Origin of the sequence: Pseudonocardia kongjuensis (assembly GCF_039526905.1) — a bacterium.
Classification (GTDB): domain Bacteria; phylum Actinomycetota; class Actinomycetes; order Mycobacteriales; family Pseudonocardiaceae; genus Pseudonocardia; species Pseudonocardia kongjuensis.
In genome coordinates this window covers 61477-75969 of sequence record NZ_BAAAJK010000027.1, presented here as the reverse complement: position 1 = coordinate 75969, position 14493 = coordinate 61477, and the positions used below count along the sequence as shown (strand labels likewise).

Sequence of the window (14493 nt, the reverse complement as noted above, 5' to 3'; positions counted from 1 at the left end):
TGCTCGGGGCGGCGACCGTCGGGTTCCTGGTCACCTATCTGCTGGTCTGCCTGGCCGCGCCGCTGTTCCTGCGCCGGATCGGGGAGCTCACCCCGGCGGCGGTGGCGACGGCCGCGCTCGCGGTGCCGGCGTTGTTCGCGGCGCTGGTGGCGTTCGTGCTGGCGGCCCCGCTGTCCGGGCTGGTGCTGGCGGTCGCGCTGCCGGCCGGCGCCGGCTGGTCGGTGCTGCAGCGCCGCCGGGGCGATCTGCCCGCGCTCGGCGTGTACGACGAGACCGTCGCCTCCGACGTCTGGCACCGCGTCCGGTGAGCGACCCGCCCCCGATCAGCGGCCGCCAGCCACGCGCCGTGCGGACCGCGCTGGCCGTGCTGGAGGAGGTCGTCGCCGCCGGGCCGGGGGTGACCGCGAAGGAGATCTCCGCGGCGCTGCGGCTCCCGCCGGCGACCACCTACCGGGTGCTGAACCTGCTGGTCGGCGAGGAGTACCTGGTGCGGCTGCCGGACCTGCGCGGGTTCGCGCTCGGCCGGCGCGCGGCACGGCTGGCACCGGTCGGCGTCCCGCGGCTGCCGACGGCGGCCCGCGGGGTGGTCGACCACCTGCGCAGCCGGGTCCGCTGGGGCGTGCACCTGGCCGTGTTCGACGGCGGACGGCTGCACCTGCTCGATCCCGATCCGGATCACCCGCCCAGCGATCCGGACCTGCTGGCCCGGCTGCCGCAGGCCTCGGCGCTGGGCAGGCTGCTGCTGGCCGACCAACCGGACTGGCGGGCGCTGGTGCGCGAGCTGCGCCCGGTCACCGAGCACACGGTGACCGACCCGGACCGGCTGTCCAGGCTGCTCGACGACGTCGCCGAGCAGGGCCTGGCCGGCCAGACCGGCGAGCTGCGCCCGGACCGGGGGTGCCTGGCGGCGGCCGTCCGCTCGCCGGCGGACGGCCGCCTGGTGGCCGGGCTGGCGCTGTCCGGCCCGGCCGCCCGGGTGGCCGATCCGGATCCCGAGCTGGTCGCGCTGCTGCGCGAGCACGCCGGGTCACTCGGCCCGCTGCTGGGCTGATCCGCTCACTCCTCCAGCGCGGCGAGCGCCTTGCGGGCCTGCTCCAGCTCGGCCTCCAGCTCGGCGACCCGGGCGGCCTTGGCCGACTTCGCGCTCTCGATGACCTCGTCGACCGGCCCGGCCAGGTCGGCGTGCAGGGTGGCGGCGGCCGCGGACACCGCCGACGCGCTCACCGGCAGGCCGCGGGCGACCCAGCTGGAGCCCTGCTTCAGCTCGGCCTGCCACTCGCCGTCGGCGGAGCCGCTGACGGTCAGCGTCATCGTCACCACCCGGGTGGTGCGGGCGGTGGAGGAGCCCTTCGGGCGTCCGCGCCTGCGCTTGGGTGCCTCGTCGCCGGTCACCTGTGTGTCGTCGCCGGTGTCGGCGTCCTGGGTCTCGTCCACGTGCGTCCCCGCTTCCCCTCGACAGTTCCACTGTGGCAGGCCCAAGGGTGCGGTCAGAACATGTGTTCGACGAGTGCACCCCCGGAGACCGGGCGACCACGGGATGTGCATACGGGAGGGTTGTCCCGCGACGCCCGATACCTATACCTTCGAGTCAATTCCTATAGGATGAGGTGCAACGGTGCGTCGATTCCCGGTGCCGGAACTGGTCGCGTTCGCGGGGCGGGCGCTGACCGCGGTCGATGTCCCGGCCGACGACGCCGAGCTCGTCGGCGACTCGCTGGTGGCGGCCGACCGCCGCGGCATCGGCTCGCACGGCCTGCTGCGCCTCCCGCTGTACGTGCGCACCATCCGGGCCGGCGGGGTCACCGCGCGGGCCCGGCCGCGCTGGCTGCGCGAGCACGGCGCCACCGCCCTGCTCGACGCCGACGGCGGACTGGGGCAGGTCGCGATGGCGGTCGCGGTCGACCGGGCCGCCGCGCTGGCCGGCACGCACGGCGCCGCGGTCGTCGCCGTGCAGGGCAGCTCGCACTACGGGGCGGGCGGCTACTGGACCGACCGGCTCACCGACCGGGGCATGGCCGGCCTGCTGACCTCCACCACCGGCGCCTCGGTGACCCCGTTCGGCGGCGCCCGGCCGGTGCTCGGGACCAATCCGCTGACCGTCGCGGTGCCGAGCTCGGGGGACGGCCCGCTCGCCGTGGACATGGCGACCAGCACCGGCGCCTACGGCAAGGTGGTCGCCGCCCGCGACGAGGGCCGGGAGATCCCGCAGGGCTGGGCGGTCGCCGCCGACGGCAGCCCGACCACCGACCCGGCCGCCGCACTCGGCGGTGCGCTGCTGCCCTTCGGCGGGCCGAAGGGCTCCGGCCTGTCGGTGCTGCTGGAGGTGCTCGCCGCCGGCCTGACCGGGGCGAACTACGCCGACCAGACCGTCGACATGTGGATCGACCCGGGCTCCCGGATGAACGCCGGGCACCTCCTGCTCGCCGTCGACACCGCCGCCTTCACCGGCCGCGCGCACACCGAGGCGCGGGCGGCCGACATGCAGGAACGGGTGCGCTCCGCCGGCCCGCCCGGCGGGGCCGTGCACGCCCCGGGCGATCCGGAGCGGGCGCACCAGCGGCGGACCGGCGACCGGGTCCCGCTCGCCGCACCGACCGTCGACCAGCTCGACCGGATGGCCGCCGAGCTGGGGATCGAGGGTCTCGGCGGGGACACGTAGCAGCGGGAGCACCGGACGACGACGTTCGAGGGAGCGCGATGACGGCTGACCGACGAGGGCGCCTGCGCCGGGCCGGGGCGGGAGCGGCCGTCGTGGCCCTGCTGCTGTCCGGCTGCGGCCTGGGCGGCCCGATCGACGCGAGCGACATCCCGGTGGCGCCGGGCGAACCGGGCGACACCGTGCTGCGGCTGGCGCACGCCTACGACGTCAGCCACCCGGTCGAGCAGTGCGGCACGCCGCTGATCCAGCAGGAGCTGCTCGGCAGCGGGATCACCGTGGAGAGCTACCCCTCGGCGCAGCTCGGCACCGAGGCCGAGTCGCTGGAGCAGGTCGCCGCCGGCGGGCTCGACCTGACCGTGGCCGGGCCGTCGTTCCTGGGGGTCTGGTACGAGCCCGCCGCGGTGCTCGACGGCGCCTACCTGTTCGACGACGTCGGCGAGTTCGTCGCCGCCGTCGAGGGGCCGGTGGTCGCCCGGGTGCACGAGGAGTTCCGCGAGCGCAGCGGGATGCGGGTGCTGTCCAGCTGGTACTACGGCACCCGGCACATCACCGCCGACCGGCCGGTCGAGCGGCCCGAGGACCTGGCCGGGGTCAAGATCCGCACCCCGGACGCGCCGCTGTACCTTACCAACTTCGGGATCATGGGCGGCGCCGCGACGCCGATGGCCCTCGGCGAGGTCTACCTCGCGCTGCAGCAGGGCACCCTGGACGCCCAGGAGAACCCGGTCCCGACCATCTCGTCGTCCGGGTTCCATGAGGTGCAGGACCACCTGAACCTGACCGGGCACATCGTGCAGGGCGTCCACCTGATCACCAACGACGAGCTGAACTCGGCCCTGGAACCGGAGCAGCGGGACCGGCTGGACGCGGCCGCCGCGGCGGCCGGCGAGGCGATCCGGGAGTGCATCCTCGCCGAGGAGACCGGGATCGTCGAGCAGTGGCGGGCCGAGGGCACGCTCACCGTCCACGACGTCGACATCGCCCCGTTCGCCGACCGGGTCCGGGCCGAGCTGCCCGGCCGGGTGTCCTGGGGCGCGGTCTACGAGGAGATCCGGGAGTCGGTCCGATGAGCGCCCCGGCCGGTGCGGACCTGCCCGAGGAGGCCCCGGAGGCCCCCGACCTGCTGGAGCGCCGCAGCCGCGGCTACCGGTTCCTGGTCGACGTCGAACGCGTCGTGTCCTGCCTGCTGCTCGCCGGGGTGCTGGTGGCGGTGCTGCTGCAGGTGCTGACCCGCTACGTCTTCGACAGCCCGCTCAGCTGGACCGAGGAGATCGCCCGGTTCCTGCTGGTGTGGCTGACCTTCGTCGCCGCGGGCTACGTGATGTCCCGGCGGCTGCACATCGTCGTCGACCTGCTGGTCGACCGGCTGGGGCGGCGCGCGTCCCGGCTGGTCGACGCGTTCGCCGGGATCGTGGTGCTGACCGCGTCGGCGACCCTGTCCGTCGCCGGGGCGGTGTTCGCGGCCGGCAGCTCCTCGCTGCTGGCGCCGGCCACCGGACTCCCGCTGACCGTCGTCTACGCCGCGGCCGTCGTCGGGTTCGCGCTGGTCGCGCTGCACGGCGCGCTGAACCTCTACGTCGCGTTGCGGCATCCCGAGGAGATGCCCGGCGCCGTCGAGGCGCTCACCGCCGGAGCCCCGAGGAGCATCCCGTGACGCTCGCACTGATGGTGGGCGCGCTGATCGCCCTGCTGCTGCTGCGGGTCCCGGTGGCGATCGCGCTACTGGTCCCGTCGCTGGTCTACGTGGTGGTCGATCCGACGGCGTCGCTGGGCATCGCGGCCCAGCAGACCGTGTCCGGGGTGAACAGCTTCCCGATCCTCGCCGTCCCGATGTTCATCCTGCTGGGCAACCTGGCGAACGTCTCCGGGATCACCGACAAGCTTTTCGACGCGGCCACCGCGGTCGTCGGGCGGGTCCGCGGCGGTCTGGGCTACGTCAACGTCGGCACCAGCTTCGGCTTCTCCTGGATGAGCGGCGCCGCGATCGCCGACGCGGCGGCGATGGGCCGGGTGCAGGTCCCGGCGATGGTCAAGCGCGGCTACCCGCTGACCTTCAGCGTCGGGATCACCGGCGCGTCCTCGCTGATCGCGCCGCTGATCCCGCCGAGCATCCCGGCGATCATCTACGCGGTCACCGCCGGGCTGTCGGTCGGCGCGCTGTTCATGACCGGGATCGTGCCCGCCCTGCTGCTGGTGCTCACCCTGTGCGCGACGTCGTGGTGGCTGATGCGCAAGCGCTCGGATCTGCGGGAGGAGAGCCTGCCCGCGGCGCAGCGGTTCCGCGCGGTGCTCGGCTCGCTGCCGGCGCTCGGCGCCGCGGTGATCATCCTCGGCGGGATCCTGTCCGGCGTCTTCACCCCGACCGAGGCGTCCGCGATCGGCGTGGTCTACCTGCTGGTGCTCGCGCTGGCCTACCGGGCGCTGGACCTGCGCCGGCTCTACCGGACCCTGCTGCAGACCGTCGAGACCTCCGGCTCGGTGCTGTTCATCGTCGCCTCCGCGGCGCTGTTCGGCTGGGTGCTGGCCCGCGAGCGGGCCCCGCAGCTGGCCGCCGAGCTGATCTTCGGCCTCACCGTGTACCCGATCGTCTTCCTGATCCTGGTCAACCTGCTGCTGTTCGTGGTCGGCGCCATCCTGGAGCCGACCGCGGCGATCCTGATCCTGGTCCCGGTGCTCGCCCCGGTGGCCGAGGTGTTCGGGATCGATCCGCTGCACTTCGCCGCGATCGTGATCTTCAACCTGATGGTCGGGCTGCTCACCCCGCCGGTCGGGCTGGTCGTGTTCGTGCTGTCCAGCGTCACCCGCACGCCGGTGCCGACGGTGATCCGCGGACTGCTGCCGTTCTACGTCGCACTGGTCGCGGTGCTGATCGTCATCACCTTCTTCCCGCTGCTGACGACGTGGCTGCCCACGGCGCTCGGCTTCGCCTGACAGGTCCCCGCACCGAAGGAGTCCCATGCCGGTCATCACCTCCGTGCGCACCCGCGACGTCCGGTTCCCGACGTCGCTGGAGCTCGACGGGTCCGACGCCGTCAACGTCGATCCCGACTACTCGGCCGCCCACGTCACCGTCACCACCGACGCCGGGGAGACCGGGTACGGCCTGGTCTTCACCGCCGGCCGCGGCAACGAGCTGGTGGTGCACGCGATGGAGTCCTACGGGGCGCTGCTCGTCGGCCGGGACGCCGACGAGCTGCTGGCCGATCTCGGCTCGGCGTCGCGGCGGCTGGTGCACGACTCGCAGCTGCGCTGGCTCGGGCCGGAGAAGGGCGTCGCGCACATGGCCTGCGGCGGCCTGGTGAACGCGCTGTGGGACATGCGGGCCCGCCGCGAAGGGGTGCCGCTGTGGCGGCTGCTGGCCGGGATGCCGCCCGCCGAGCTGGTCGGCGTCGTCGACTTCACGCACATCCGCAACGCGCTCACCCCGGACGACGCGCTCGGCCTGCTGCGCGACGCCGAACCCGGCCGCGCCGAGCGGATCGCCGAGCTGGAGCGGTCCGGCTACCCCGCCTACACGACGACACCCGGCTGGCTCGGCTACAGCGACGAGAAGCTGGTCCGGCTGTGCCGGGAGGCCGTGCGGGACGGCTTCGACATGATCAAGCTGAAGGTCGGCGGCGACCCGGCCGACGACGACCGCAGGCTGGCGCTGGCCCGCTCGGCGGTCGGCGACGGCGTGCGGATCGCGATCGACGCCAACCAGCGCTGGGAGGTCGGCGAGGCGATCGAGAGGGTGAGGGCGCTCGCCGCGCACGAGCCGTACTGGATCGAGGAGCCGACCAGCACCGACGACGTCCTCGGGCACGCCGACATCCGGGCCGGCGTGCACCCGGTGCGGGTCGCGACCGGCGAGGCCGTCGCGAACCGGATCGTGTTCAAGCAGCTGCTGCAGGCCGGCGCGATCGACGTCATGCAGATCGACGCCACCCGGGTCGCCGGGGTGAACGAGAACGTCGCGAACCTGCTGCTCGCCGCCCGGTTCGGCGTCCCGGTCTGCCCGCACGCCGGCGGCGTCGGGCTGTGCGAGCTCGTCGTGCACCTGTCGTTCTTCGACCACGCCGCGGTCAGCGGGCGGATCGGCGAGCGGGTCGTCGAGTTCGTGGACCACCTGCACGAGCACTTCGTCGATCCGGTCGTGGTCCGCGACGGCCGCTACGCCGCACCGTCGGCCCCCGGCACCGGGGCCGCGATGCACGAGGCATCGCTGCGGCACTGGGAGTTCCCGGACGGGGCGGGCTGGCGCGACCTCGGGACGGCCCGGTGAGCGCGCCGGCCGGTCTGCTCCCCGCCGACGCCGCCGACGCGCTGCTGATCGGCCGGGTGTGGGATCCGGGCACCGGCGGGCCGCGCCCGGTCGCGGTGCGCGGCGACGGCCTCGCCGACCTGTTCGGCACCGCCGCGACCGTGTCCGGGCTGCTGGAGCTGCCGGCCGCCGACGTCGCGCGGGCCGCCGCCACCGCACCCGTCCGGTGGAGCCTGGACGCGGTGACCGGCGGCGCCGGGCCGCGGCTGCTCGCGCCGGTCGACCTGCAGGTGGTGAAGGCGTGCGGGGTGACGTTCGCCGGCAGCCTGCTGGAACGGGTGATCGAGGAGCGCTGCGCGGGCGACCCGGCGCTGGCCGCCGGCGTGCGGGCGGAGGTCACCGCCGCGCTCGGCGGCAGCCCGGCGGCCGACCTGTCCACGATCGTCCCCGGATCGGCGCAGGCCGCCCGGGTCCGCACCGTGCTGCGCGGGCGCGGGCTGTGGTCGCCGTACCTGGAGGTCGGCATCGGGCCGGATCCGGAGGTGTTCACCAAGGCCCCGGTGCTGTCCTCGGTCGGCCCCGGCGCCCGGGTCGGCATCCCGGCGTTCTCCGACTGGAACAACCCGGAGCCCGAACTGGTGCTGGTGGTCGACGCGCGGGGTGTCCCGCGCGGCGCGACGCTGGGCAACGACGTCAACCTGCGCGACGTCGAGGGCCGCAGCGCGCTGCTGCTCGGCATGGCGAAGGACAACAACGCCTCCAGCGCGCTCGGCCCGTTCGTCCGGCTCTTCCACGACGGCTTCACCCTCGACACGGTCCGCACCGAGCGGATCGCATTGCGGATCGACGGCCCGGACGGCTTCGTGCTCGACGACCACAACGACGTCGGCCGGCTCAGCCGCAGCCTCGAACAGCTCGTCGCCGCCGCGTACGGCGCCCACCACCAGTACCCGGACGGCTTCGTCCTCTACACCGGGACGCTGTTCGCGCCGACCCGCGACCGCGGCGCCGCGGGGCACGGCTTCACCCACGTCGTCGGCGACCGGGTGACGATCTCCAGTCCGCGGCTGGGCGCGCTGGTCAACGAGGTCGGCCGGACCGAGGAGCTGCCGCCGTGGGAGTTCGGCATCGGGGCGCTGCTCGGGTACCTGCACCGGCAGGCGGCGGGATCGGGATGAGATCGCGGTGACCCGCTACCGTCCGTCCCGGGTGGACGTGTCGAGAGGAGGCGCCGGTGACCGGGGAGCTGCCGGTTGCGGGCCGCAGGAGCACCGCCGAGGTCTACGAGGAGATCCGGACGATGATCCTGGAGAGCCGGATCGAGCCGGGGGAGCGGATCAACCTCGACGCGCTCGCCCGCGACCTGGGCGTGTCCCAGACCCCGGTCCGGGAGGCGGTCCGGCACCTGGAGGGTGACCATCTCGTCGTCCGCACCGGGGAGGGCCGGGGCTACCGGACGACCGCGCTGCTCGACCGCGCCGGCCTGCGCGAGCTGTTCGAGTTCCGGCTGCTCGTCGACCTGTGGGCGGTGCGCGCGGTCGCGGTGAACCGGCTGTCCAACCCGGCGGGCCGGCTCGCCCGCGAGGTCGACCGGTTCGAGCGCGCCGCGGTCGGCGTCGCCGACGTGCGCCGGCTGCTCGTCACCCACGACACCACCTTCCACGGCGAGATCCTGGCCGCCTGCGGCAACGACGTCGCGCGCCGCGCCTACACCGGGACGCACGGGCACCTGCACGCGTTCCGCCTCTACTCGCCCGACATCGACGGCACCGCGACCGTGCGTGAGCACCGCGCGGTGCTGGACGCGATCGCCGGCTGTGACCCGGACGCCGCCGAGGAGGCGATGCGCCGGCACCTCGTCGACGCCTACCACCGGTTCGACGCGGCGTTCGCGGCCGGTGACCGGGCCCGGTTGCGGGTACCGGGTCGGCAGAGCCTGTTCTGACCCACAGCGCACGACACGATCCCGACGACCGGAGGAGGACCATGCACGACGAGCTGGAGACGGTGCTCGCCGAGGCCGCCGCCGCGGCCCCGGTGGCCGCGGCCGGGACCACCGGGCGGCGGGCCTGGCTGTGTGCCGTCGCCGACGCCCTGGAGGCCGCGTCCGGCGAGCTGCTGCCGCTCGCGCACGCCGAGACCCACCTGCCGGAGCACCCCCGGCTGGCCGGCGAGCTGGTGCGCACCACGTTCCAGCTGCGCTTCCTCGGCGACGTGATCGCCGAGGGCTCGGTGCACGACGCGGTCGTCGACACCGCCGACCCGGACTGGCCGATGGGGCCCCGCCCGGACCTGCGCCGCCATCAGGTGCCGCTCGGTCCGGTGCTGGTCTTCGCCGCCGGGAACTTCCCGTTCGCGTTCTCGGTGGCCGGCGGGGACACCGCCGCCGCGCTCGCCGCCGGCTGCCCGGTGGTGGTGAAGGCCCATCCGGGGCATCCGGAGCTGTCCCGCCGCACCGCGGCGATCGTCCGCGACGCGCTGCGCGCGGCCGGCGCGCCGGACGGGGCGTTCGCGCTCGTCGAGGGGGTCGAGACCGGCGTCGACGCGCTGCGCGACCCGCGGATCGCCGCGGCCGCCTTCACCGGGTCGGTGCACGGCGGCCGCGCCCTGCACGACATCGCCGCCGCCCGCCCGGTGCCGATCCCGTTCTTCGGCGAGCTGGGCAGCGTGAACCCGGTCGTCGTCACCCCGTCGGCGGCCGCCGGCCGGCCGGACGAGATCGTGTCCGGGCTGGTCGGCTCGGCGACGCTGGGTGCGGGGCAGTTCTGCACCCAGCCCGGTGTCGTGTTCGTGCCGGCCGGGTCCGGGCTGGAGGGCCGGGTGCAGGAGGCGATCGCCGCGGTCGAGCCGCAGCCGATGCTCACCGCGGCCGGCGCGCAGGCGTTCGCGCAGCGGCGCGCCGCACTGGCCGCGCACCCCGGCGTCCACTCGTCGACCGCGGCGGGTGACACCGGGGACGGGCTCGCCCCGCGGCCGTCCGCGCACGTGACCACGGCCGCCGCGCTCGCCGCCGATCCGGACGCACTCGGCGCCGAGTGCTTCGGCCCGAGCACCCTGCTGGTCACCTGGTCCGGCACCGGGGAGCTGCACGCGGCGCTGCGCGCGCTCGGCGGCGCGCTCACCGCGACCGTGCACGGCAACCCGGGCGACCCGGAGCTGCCCGAGCTCCTCCCGCTGCTCGCCGGGCTGGCCGGGCGGCTGGTCTGGAACGGCTGGCCGACCGGGGTGACGGTGAGCTGGGCGCAGCAGCACGGCGGCCCCTACCCGGCGACGACGGCGCCGTCGACCACCTCCGTCGGGGCCGGCGCGGTGTCCCGCTTCCTGCGCCCGGTCGCCTGGCAGGGTTTCCCGCAGGAGCTGCTGCCACCGGAGCTGCGCGACGACGATCCCGGGGTGCCGCAGCGCCGGGACGGTGTCCGGTGAGCGGCTCCACGGTGCGCGCGGTCCGCTTCCACGAGACGGGTGGCCCGGAGGTGCTGCGGATCGAGGACGTCGAGCTGCGCGATCCGGGTCCCGGCGAGGTCCGGATCCGGGTGCGCGCGGTCGGGCTCAACCGGTCCGAGGTGAACTTCCGGCGCGGCACCTACCTGGAGGCCCCGGTGCTGCCGGCCGGTCTGGGCAGCGAGTGCACCGGGACGGTGCTCGCCACCGGGCCGGACGCCGGGCCGTGGCGCCCCGGCGACGAGGTGTGCGTGCTGCCGGCGTCGTCGCAGAACACGCACCCGGTGTACGCCGAGGAGGCGATCGTCCCGGCCGGTGCGCTGCTGGCCCGCCCGTCCGGTCTCGACGACGCCGGCGCGGCCGCGCTCTGGATGCCGCTGCTGACGGTGTGGGGGATGACCCGGCACGCGGTCCGGCTGCGCGAGGGGGACCGGCTGCTGGTCACCGCGGCGTCGAACAGCATCGGCGCCGCGGCGCTGCAGATCGCCCGGCACGTCGGCGCGCGGGCGGTGGCGGTGGTGCCGGACGGCCGGCACGGCGACGCGCTGCGTGCGGCCGGCGCGGACGAGGTCCTCACCGGCACCCCGGACGCCGAGCGGCTGCGCGAGGCCCTCGGCGGCGGTGCCGATCTGGTGCTCGACGCCGAGGGCGGGCCCGGCGTGGAACGGCTGGTCCGGGCCTGCGCGCCGGGCGGTGCGGTGATCGTGCACGGCGGCCTGTCCGGGGAGCCGACGCCGCTGCCCGCCGCCGGGTACGCACCGGTGTGGCTGCGCCGGTTCCACGTCCGCGAGGTGGTGGGCGATCCGGCGGTGCTGGCCCGGGCGGTGGCGTTCGCGCGGGCCGGGCTGGCGGCGGGGACCCTCACCCCGCTGGTCGACCGGATCTTCGATCTCGCCGACGTCGCCGCCGCGCACGACTACCTGGAGTCGCCGGACCGGGCGCCGGGGAAGCCGGTGCTGCGGATCGGGTGAGGTCACCCGCCCGCTGCGGGGGTCCGTCGGCCACCCGGTCGGGTGTGAATGCGTTGCGGGGAAAGGAGATCGGGGGAGTCCGGCCTAGATTCGGCGGATGGCGTCCTCCACCGCGAGCAGCACGGCCGGCACCCGGATCCGCCGGGTGCTGCTGCCCACCGCCGGGGTCGTCGCGCTGGTCCTCGCCGGCGGCTACCTGTTGCTCGCGATCAGCCGGCTCACCGGTCTGCCGGCGGACGGCTGGCAGGGGCTGGCGATCGGCGACCTGATCGCCTTCCTGCCGCCGCTGATCGTGCTCGTGCTGTGGCTGCGGTTCCGCGAGGGACGCGTTGTCGCCGATCTCGGCTTCCGGGTGCCGCGCCCGGCGGTCGGCGTGCTCGTCGGGGTGCTGACCGCGATCGTCCTGTTCGCCGCGCTGCAGGTGCTGGTCGCGGTGCTCGCCCCACCGGCGGGCGGGGGCGCCGACGCCGGGCCCGATCCGGTGTCACCGGGCCTGCTCGTGGTGCTGGTGCTGCTGGTGACCGTCGCGGTGCAGGCGTCGACCGAGGAGATCCTGTTCCGCGGCTACCTGATGCAGGCCGTCCGGCGCGACCTGGGCAGCTACGGCGCCGTCCTGTTCAGCGCGGTCGTCTTCGGCCTGTGCCACAGCCTGAACCCCGGGGTCACGGTCGCCTACGTGGTGAGCACCGGTGCGCTCGGGCTGCTGCTCGGGTTCCTCGCGCTGGGCCGGGGCGGGCTGTGGGTGTCCTGCGCCTTCCACACCGTCTGGAACCTGATCCCGGCGGTCGTCGCCGCCGGTTCCGAGCCGGACGCCGGGGACGGCGGCTCCGGCTCGGCCGCGGCCCGGGTCACCGCCGGGGTGCTGCTCGCCTTCGCCGTCGGCGCCGGGGTGCTGCACCACCGGCGCAGCCGTCGCGCCGCGGCCACCGGCGCCGCCTGACCGGGCTCACGCCGGGCCGACCAGGGCCGCGAACCGGTCCAGGTCGACGTTCCCGCCGGACACCGTCACCCCGATCCGCCGCCCGGCGAACCGCTCCGGATCGGCGGCGACGGCCGCCCGCATCCCGCAGAACGCCAGCGCCCCGGTCGGCTCGACGACCACCTTGTACCGGGACGCGAACAGCGCCATGGCCCCGACCAGCGCGTCGTCCGGCACGGTCAGCACGTCCTCGGCGTGCCCGGCGATGATCGGGAAGGTCAGCTCGCCCAGGTGCGTGGTCGCGGCGCCGTCGGCCAGCGTGCGCGGCTGCGCGATGGTGACGATCCGGCCGGCCCGCAGTGACTGCCTGCCGTCGTCGCCGGCCTCGGGCTCGACGCCGAACACGGCGCAGCCGGGGGAGAGCGCCTGCACCGCCAGCAGCGAGCCGGACAGCAGCCCGCCGCCGCCCAGGCAGACGAACAGCGCGTCCAGCGGGCCGTGGTCCTCCAGCAGCTCCAGCACCGCGGTGCCCTGCCCGGCGATCACGTGCGGATGGTCGTACGGCGGCACCAGGGTGAGCCCGTCGCGGGCGGCGAGATCGGCGGCGATCGCGGCCCGGTCCTCGGTGTAGCGGTCGTAGTGCACGATCCGGGCGCCGTAGCCGCGGGTGGCGGCGACCTTCGACGCGGGCGCGTCCTGCGGCATGACGATCGTCGCCGGGATCGTCAGCAGCCGTGCGGCCAGCGCGAGCGCCTGGGCGTGGTTGCCGGAGGAGAAGGTGACCACCCCGGCGCGGCGCCGGGCGTCGTCGAGCCGGGACAGCGTGTGGAACGCGCCGCGGAACTTGAAGCTCCCGGTGCGCTGCAGGTTCTCCGCCTTCACCAGCACGGTGGCGCCGAGCTCGGCGTCGGTCAGCCGGGAGGTCAGCACCGGGGTCCGGTGGGCGGTCCCGCGCAGCACCTGCGCGGCGGCCAGGACGTCGTCGGGGGTGGGGAGGTCGGCCGGTGCCGGGGTGGGCGTCACGGCGCCACCCTCCGCCGGGGGCGTCGCCGGGTTCAACCCGGTTCACGATCGGGTGTAACGCATGCCACAGCGGAGTCGTTAAGGAGATGGGCTCCCCAACCTGATCGACCCGTTCCCCCGGAAGGACCACCCCGATGCGTCTGCGTACCCTCCCCGCCGCTGCGCTGCTCGCCGTAGCGGCCACCGTGCCGCTCGCCGGAGCCGCGTTCGCGCAGGACCGCGACTGTGCCGACTTCGCCACCCAGGAGGAGGCGCAGGCCGCGCTGCTCCCCGGCGACCCGGAGCGGCTCGACGCCGACGGCGACGGCGTGGCCTGCGAGAACCACGCCTACCCGGGCGCCGCCCCGACCGGCTCCGATGACGACACCACCCAGGTCAGCGCGACCCCGGTCGGTGGCGTCGAGGCCGGCGGCGGACCGGCCGAGATGCTCCCGGTCGCGCTGGGCGCGCTGGCCGCCGGCGGGGTCGGAGCGTTCGCGGCCCGCCGGATGGTCGGCGCCCGGCGCGGCTGAGTCCGGCGACCGTGACCGTCCCGCCGTTCCCCACCCGGCCGGTGCGCGACCGGGCCGGGCGGGGAACGGCGGATCGCGGCGCGCGGCGGCGGGCCGGCCGGGCGCGGCGGGCGCTGCGGGTCGCCGTACCGGTGCTGGCGGCGTCGGCACTGGTCGCACTCGCCGCCCCGGCCGGCGCCCCGCCCGCCGGGCCGGCGACCACCCCGGTCGCCGCGACCGGGGTGCACGACGGCGCCCGGGCCGGCTCGGCGCTGCTGCCGGACGGCCCGGGCACCCTGCTGCGCTCCGAGCCCGTCCGGCTGCGGGTGGACCGGCTCGGCCTGGACACCGAACCGGTGCCGCTGGGCCTGCACCCGGACGGCACGATGGAGGTCCCCGACTCGGCGGGCACCGTCGGCTGGTTCACCGGCGCGCCCACCCCGGGCGAGCTGGGGCCCGCGGTGCTCGCCGCGCACGTCGACTGGAAGGGCCGCCCGGGCGCCTTCGCCGAGCTGGCGACGCTCGTCCCCGGCGACCGGATCGTCGTCGACCGCGCCGACGGCGGCACCGTGGCGTTCGTGGTGACCCGGACCGGCCAGTACCCGAAGGCGGAGTTCCCGACCGCCGAGGTGTACGGGGACCTCGACCACGCCGGACTGCGGCTGATCACCTGCGGCGGCGCCTTCGACCGGTCCGCGGACAGCTACACCGACAACGTCGTGGTGTTCGCCGAGCGGATCGGCTGA

General features: G+C 75.7%; 15 protein-coding genes and 1 pseudogene. 14 read left to right on the top strand and 2 right to left on the bottom strand.

Annotated features, from left to right (window positions below; genetic code table 11):
* Both ABD160_RS21640 and ABD160_RS21635 read left to right on the top strand, forming a co-directional pair.
* Positions 1 to 308 (top strand): annotated as a pseudogene (locus tag ABD160_RS21640) (APC family permease); the annotation flags it as partial.
* Positions 305 to 1051: an IclR family transcriptional regulator gene (locus ABD160_RS21635; protein ID WP_344025314.1), complete on the top strand. Its 747-nt coding sequence runs from the start codon at positions 305 to 307 to the stop codon at positions 1049 to 1051. The pseudogene ABD160_RS21640 and the gene ABD160_RS21635, both read left to right, overlap by 4 nt.
* 5 nt (positions 1052 to 1056) lie before the next feature.
* Here ABD160_RS21635 and ABD160_RS21630 read toward each other — a convergent pair whose 3' ends face one another.
* Entirely contained in the window at positions 1057 to 1434 is a 378-nt protein-coding gene (locus tag ABD160_RS21630; protein WP_344025312.1) for a DUF6319 family protein, read from the bottom strand.
* 181 nt (positions 1435 to 1615) lie between these two features.
* Here ABD160_RS21630 and ABD160_RS21625 point away from each other — a divergent pair, with 181 nt between their 5' ends.
* The 10 genes from ABD160_RS21625 (at position 1616) to ABD160_RS21580 (ending at position 12254) form a co-directional block, all read left to right on the top strand.
* On the top strand, positions 1616 to 2659 hold the full coding sequence (locus tag ABD160_RS21625) for an Ldh family oxidoreductase (protein ID WP_344025309.1): 1044 nt from the start codon (positions 1616 to 1618) through the stop codon (positions 2657 to 2659).
* Positions 2660 to 2697: 38 nt separating this feature from the next.
* Positions 2698 to 3729: a TRAP transporter substrate-binding protein DctP gene (dctP, locus tag ABD160_RS21620; protein WP_344025307.1), complete on the top strand. Its 1032-nt coding sequence runs from the start codon at positions 2698 to 2700 to the stop codon at positions 3727 to 3729.
* Positions 3726 to 4313 (top strand): TRAP transporter small permease, encoded by a 588-nt coding sequence (locus ABD160_RS21615; protein ID WP_344025305.1) that lies wholly within the window; start codon positions 3726 to 3728, stop codon positions 4311 to 4313. The genes dctP and ABD160_RS21615 overlap by 4 nt, the downstream gene beginning before the upstream one ends.
* Positions 4310 to 5590 (top strand): TRAP transporter large permease, encoded by a 1281-nt coding sequence (locus tag ABD160_RS21610; protein WP_344025303.1) that lies wholly within the window; start codon positions 4310 to 4312, stop codon positions 5588 to 5590. Before ABD160_RS21615 ends, ABD160_RS21610 begins: the two co-directional genes overlap by 4 nt.
* A 25-nt stretch (positions 5591 to 5615) precedes the next feature.
* The gene (locus tag ABD160_RS21605) at positions 5616 to 6923 is read left to right on the top strand and encodes an enolase C-terminal domain-like protein (protein WP_344025301.1); all 1308 of its coding nucleotides are present in this window, start codon (positions 5616 to 5618) and stop codon (positions 6921 to 6923) included.
* Positions 6920 to 8080, top strand: coding sequence for a fumarylacetoacetate hydrolase family protein (locus ABD160_RS21600; protein WP_344025299.1), 1161 nt, complete (start codon positions 6920 to 6922; stop codon positions 8078 to 8080). Before ABD160_RS21605 ends, ABD160_RS21600 begins: the two co-directional genes overlap by 4 nt.
* Positions 8081 to 8136: 56 nt before the next feature.
* Positions 8137 to 8847: a GntR family transcriptional regulator gene (locus ABD160_RS21595; RefSeq protein ID WP_344025298.1), complete on the top strand. Its 711-nt coding sequence runs from the start codon at positions 8137 to 8139 to the stop codon at positions 8845 to 8847.
* Between the two features lie 41 nt (positions 8848 to 8888).
* Positions 8889 to 10325, top strand: a complete 1437-nt coding sequence (locus ABD160_RS21590; protein WP_344025297.1) for an aldehyde dehydrogenase family protein — start codon at positions 8889 to 8891, stop codon at positions 10323 to 10325.
* Positions 10322 to 11314, top strand: a complete 993-nt coding sequence (locus ABD160_RS21585) for a zinc-dependent alcohol dehydrogenase family protein (RefSeq protein WP_344025296.1) — start codon at positions 10322 to 10324, stop codon at positions 11312 to 11314. Before ABD160_RS21590 ends, ABD160_RS21585 begins: the two co-directional genes overlap by 4 nt.
* Positions 11315 to 11411: 97 nt before the next feature.
* Positions 11412 to 12254, top strand: coding sequence for a CPBP family intramembrane glutamic endopeptidase (locus ABD160_RS21580; protein ID WP_344025295.1), 843 nt, complete (start codon positions 11412 to 11414; stop codon positions 12252 to 12254).
* Between the two features lie 6 nt (positions 12255 to 12260).
* Here ABD160_RS21580 and ABD160_RS21575 read toward each other — a convergent pair whose 3' ends face one another.
* Positions 12261 to 13256, bottom strand: coding sequence for a threo-3-hydroxy-L-aspartate ammonia-lyase (locus ABD160_RS21575; protein ID WP_344025293.1), 996 nt, complete (start codon positions 13254 to 13256; stop codon positions 12261 to 12263).
* Between the two features lie 134 nt (positions 13257 to 13390).
* On the opposite strand from ABD160_RS21575, the gene ABD160_RS21570 reads away from it, so the two are divergent.
* On the top strand, positions 13391 to 13768 hold the full coding sequence (locus ABD160_RS21570) for an excalibur calcium-binding domain-containing protein (RefSeq protein WP_344025291.1): 378 nt from the start codon (positions 13391 to 13393) through the stop codon (positions 13766 to 13768).
* An 11-nt stretch (positions 13769 to 13779) separates the two neighbouring features.
* Positions 13780 to 14493, top strand: a complete 714-nt coding sequence (locus ABD160_RS21565) for a class F sortase (protein WP_344025288.1) — start codon at positions 13780 to 13782, stop codon at positions 14491 to 14493.

Excerpts from the sequence above, each read along its gene's own strand:
- ABD160_RS21590 (WP_344025297.1), top strand. The coding sequence starts at position 8,889 with ATGCACGACGAGCTGGAGACGGTGCTCGCCGAGGCCGCCGCCGCGGCC.
- dctP (WP_344025307.1), top strand. The coding sequence starts at position 2,698 with ATGACGGCTGACCGACGAGGGCGCCTGCGCCGGGCCGGGGCGGGAGCG.
- ABD160_RS21580 (WP_344025295.1), top strand. The coding sequence starts at position 11,412 with ATGGCGTCCTCCACCGCGAGCAGCACGGCCGGCACCCGGATCCGCCGG.
- ABD160_RS21570 (WP_344025291.1), top strand. The coding sequence starts at position 13,391 with ATGCGTCTGCGTACCCTCCCCGCCGCTGCGCTGCTCGCCGTAGCGGCC.
- ABD160_RS21605 (WP_344025301.1), top strand. The coding sequence starts at position 5,616 with ATGCCGGTCATCACCTCCGTGCGCACCCGCGACGTCCGGTTCCCGACG.
- ABD160_RS21615 (WP_344025305.1), top strand. The coding sequence starts at position 3,726 with ATGAGCGCCCCGGCCGGTGCGGACCTGCCCGAGGAGGCCCCGGAGGCC.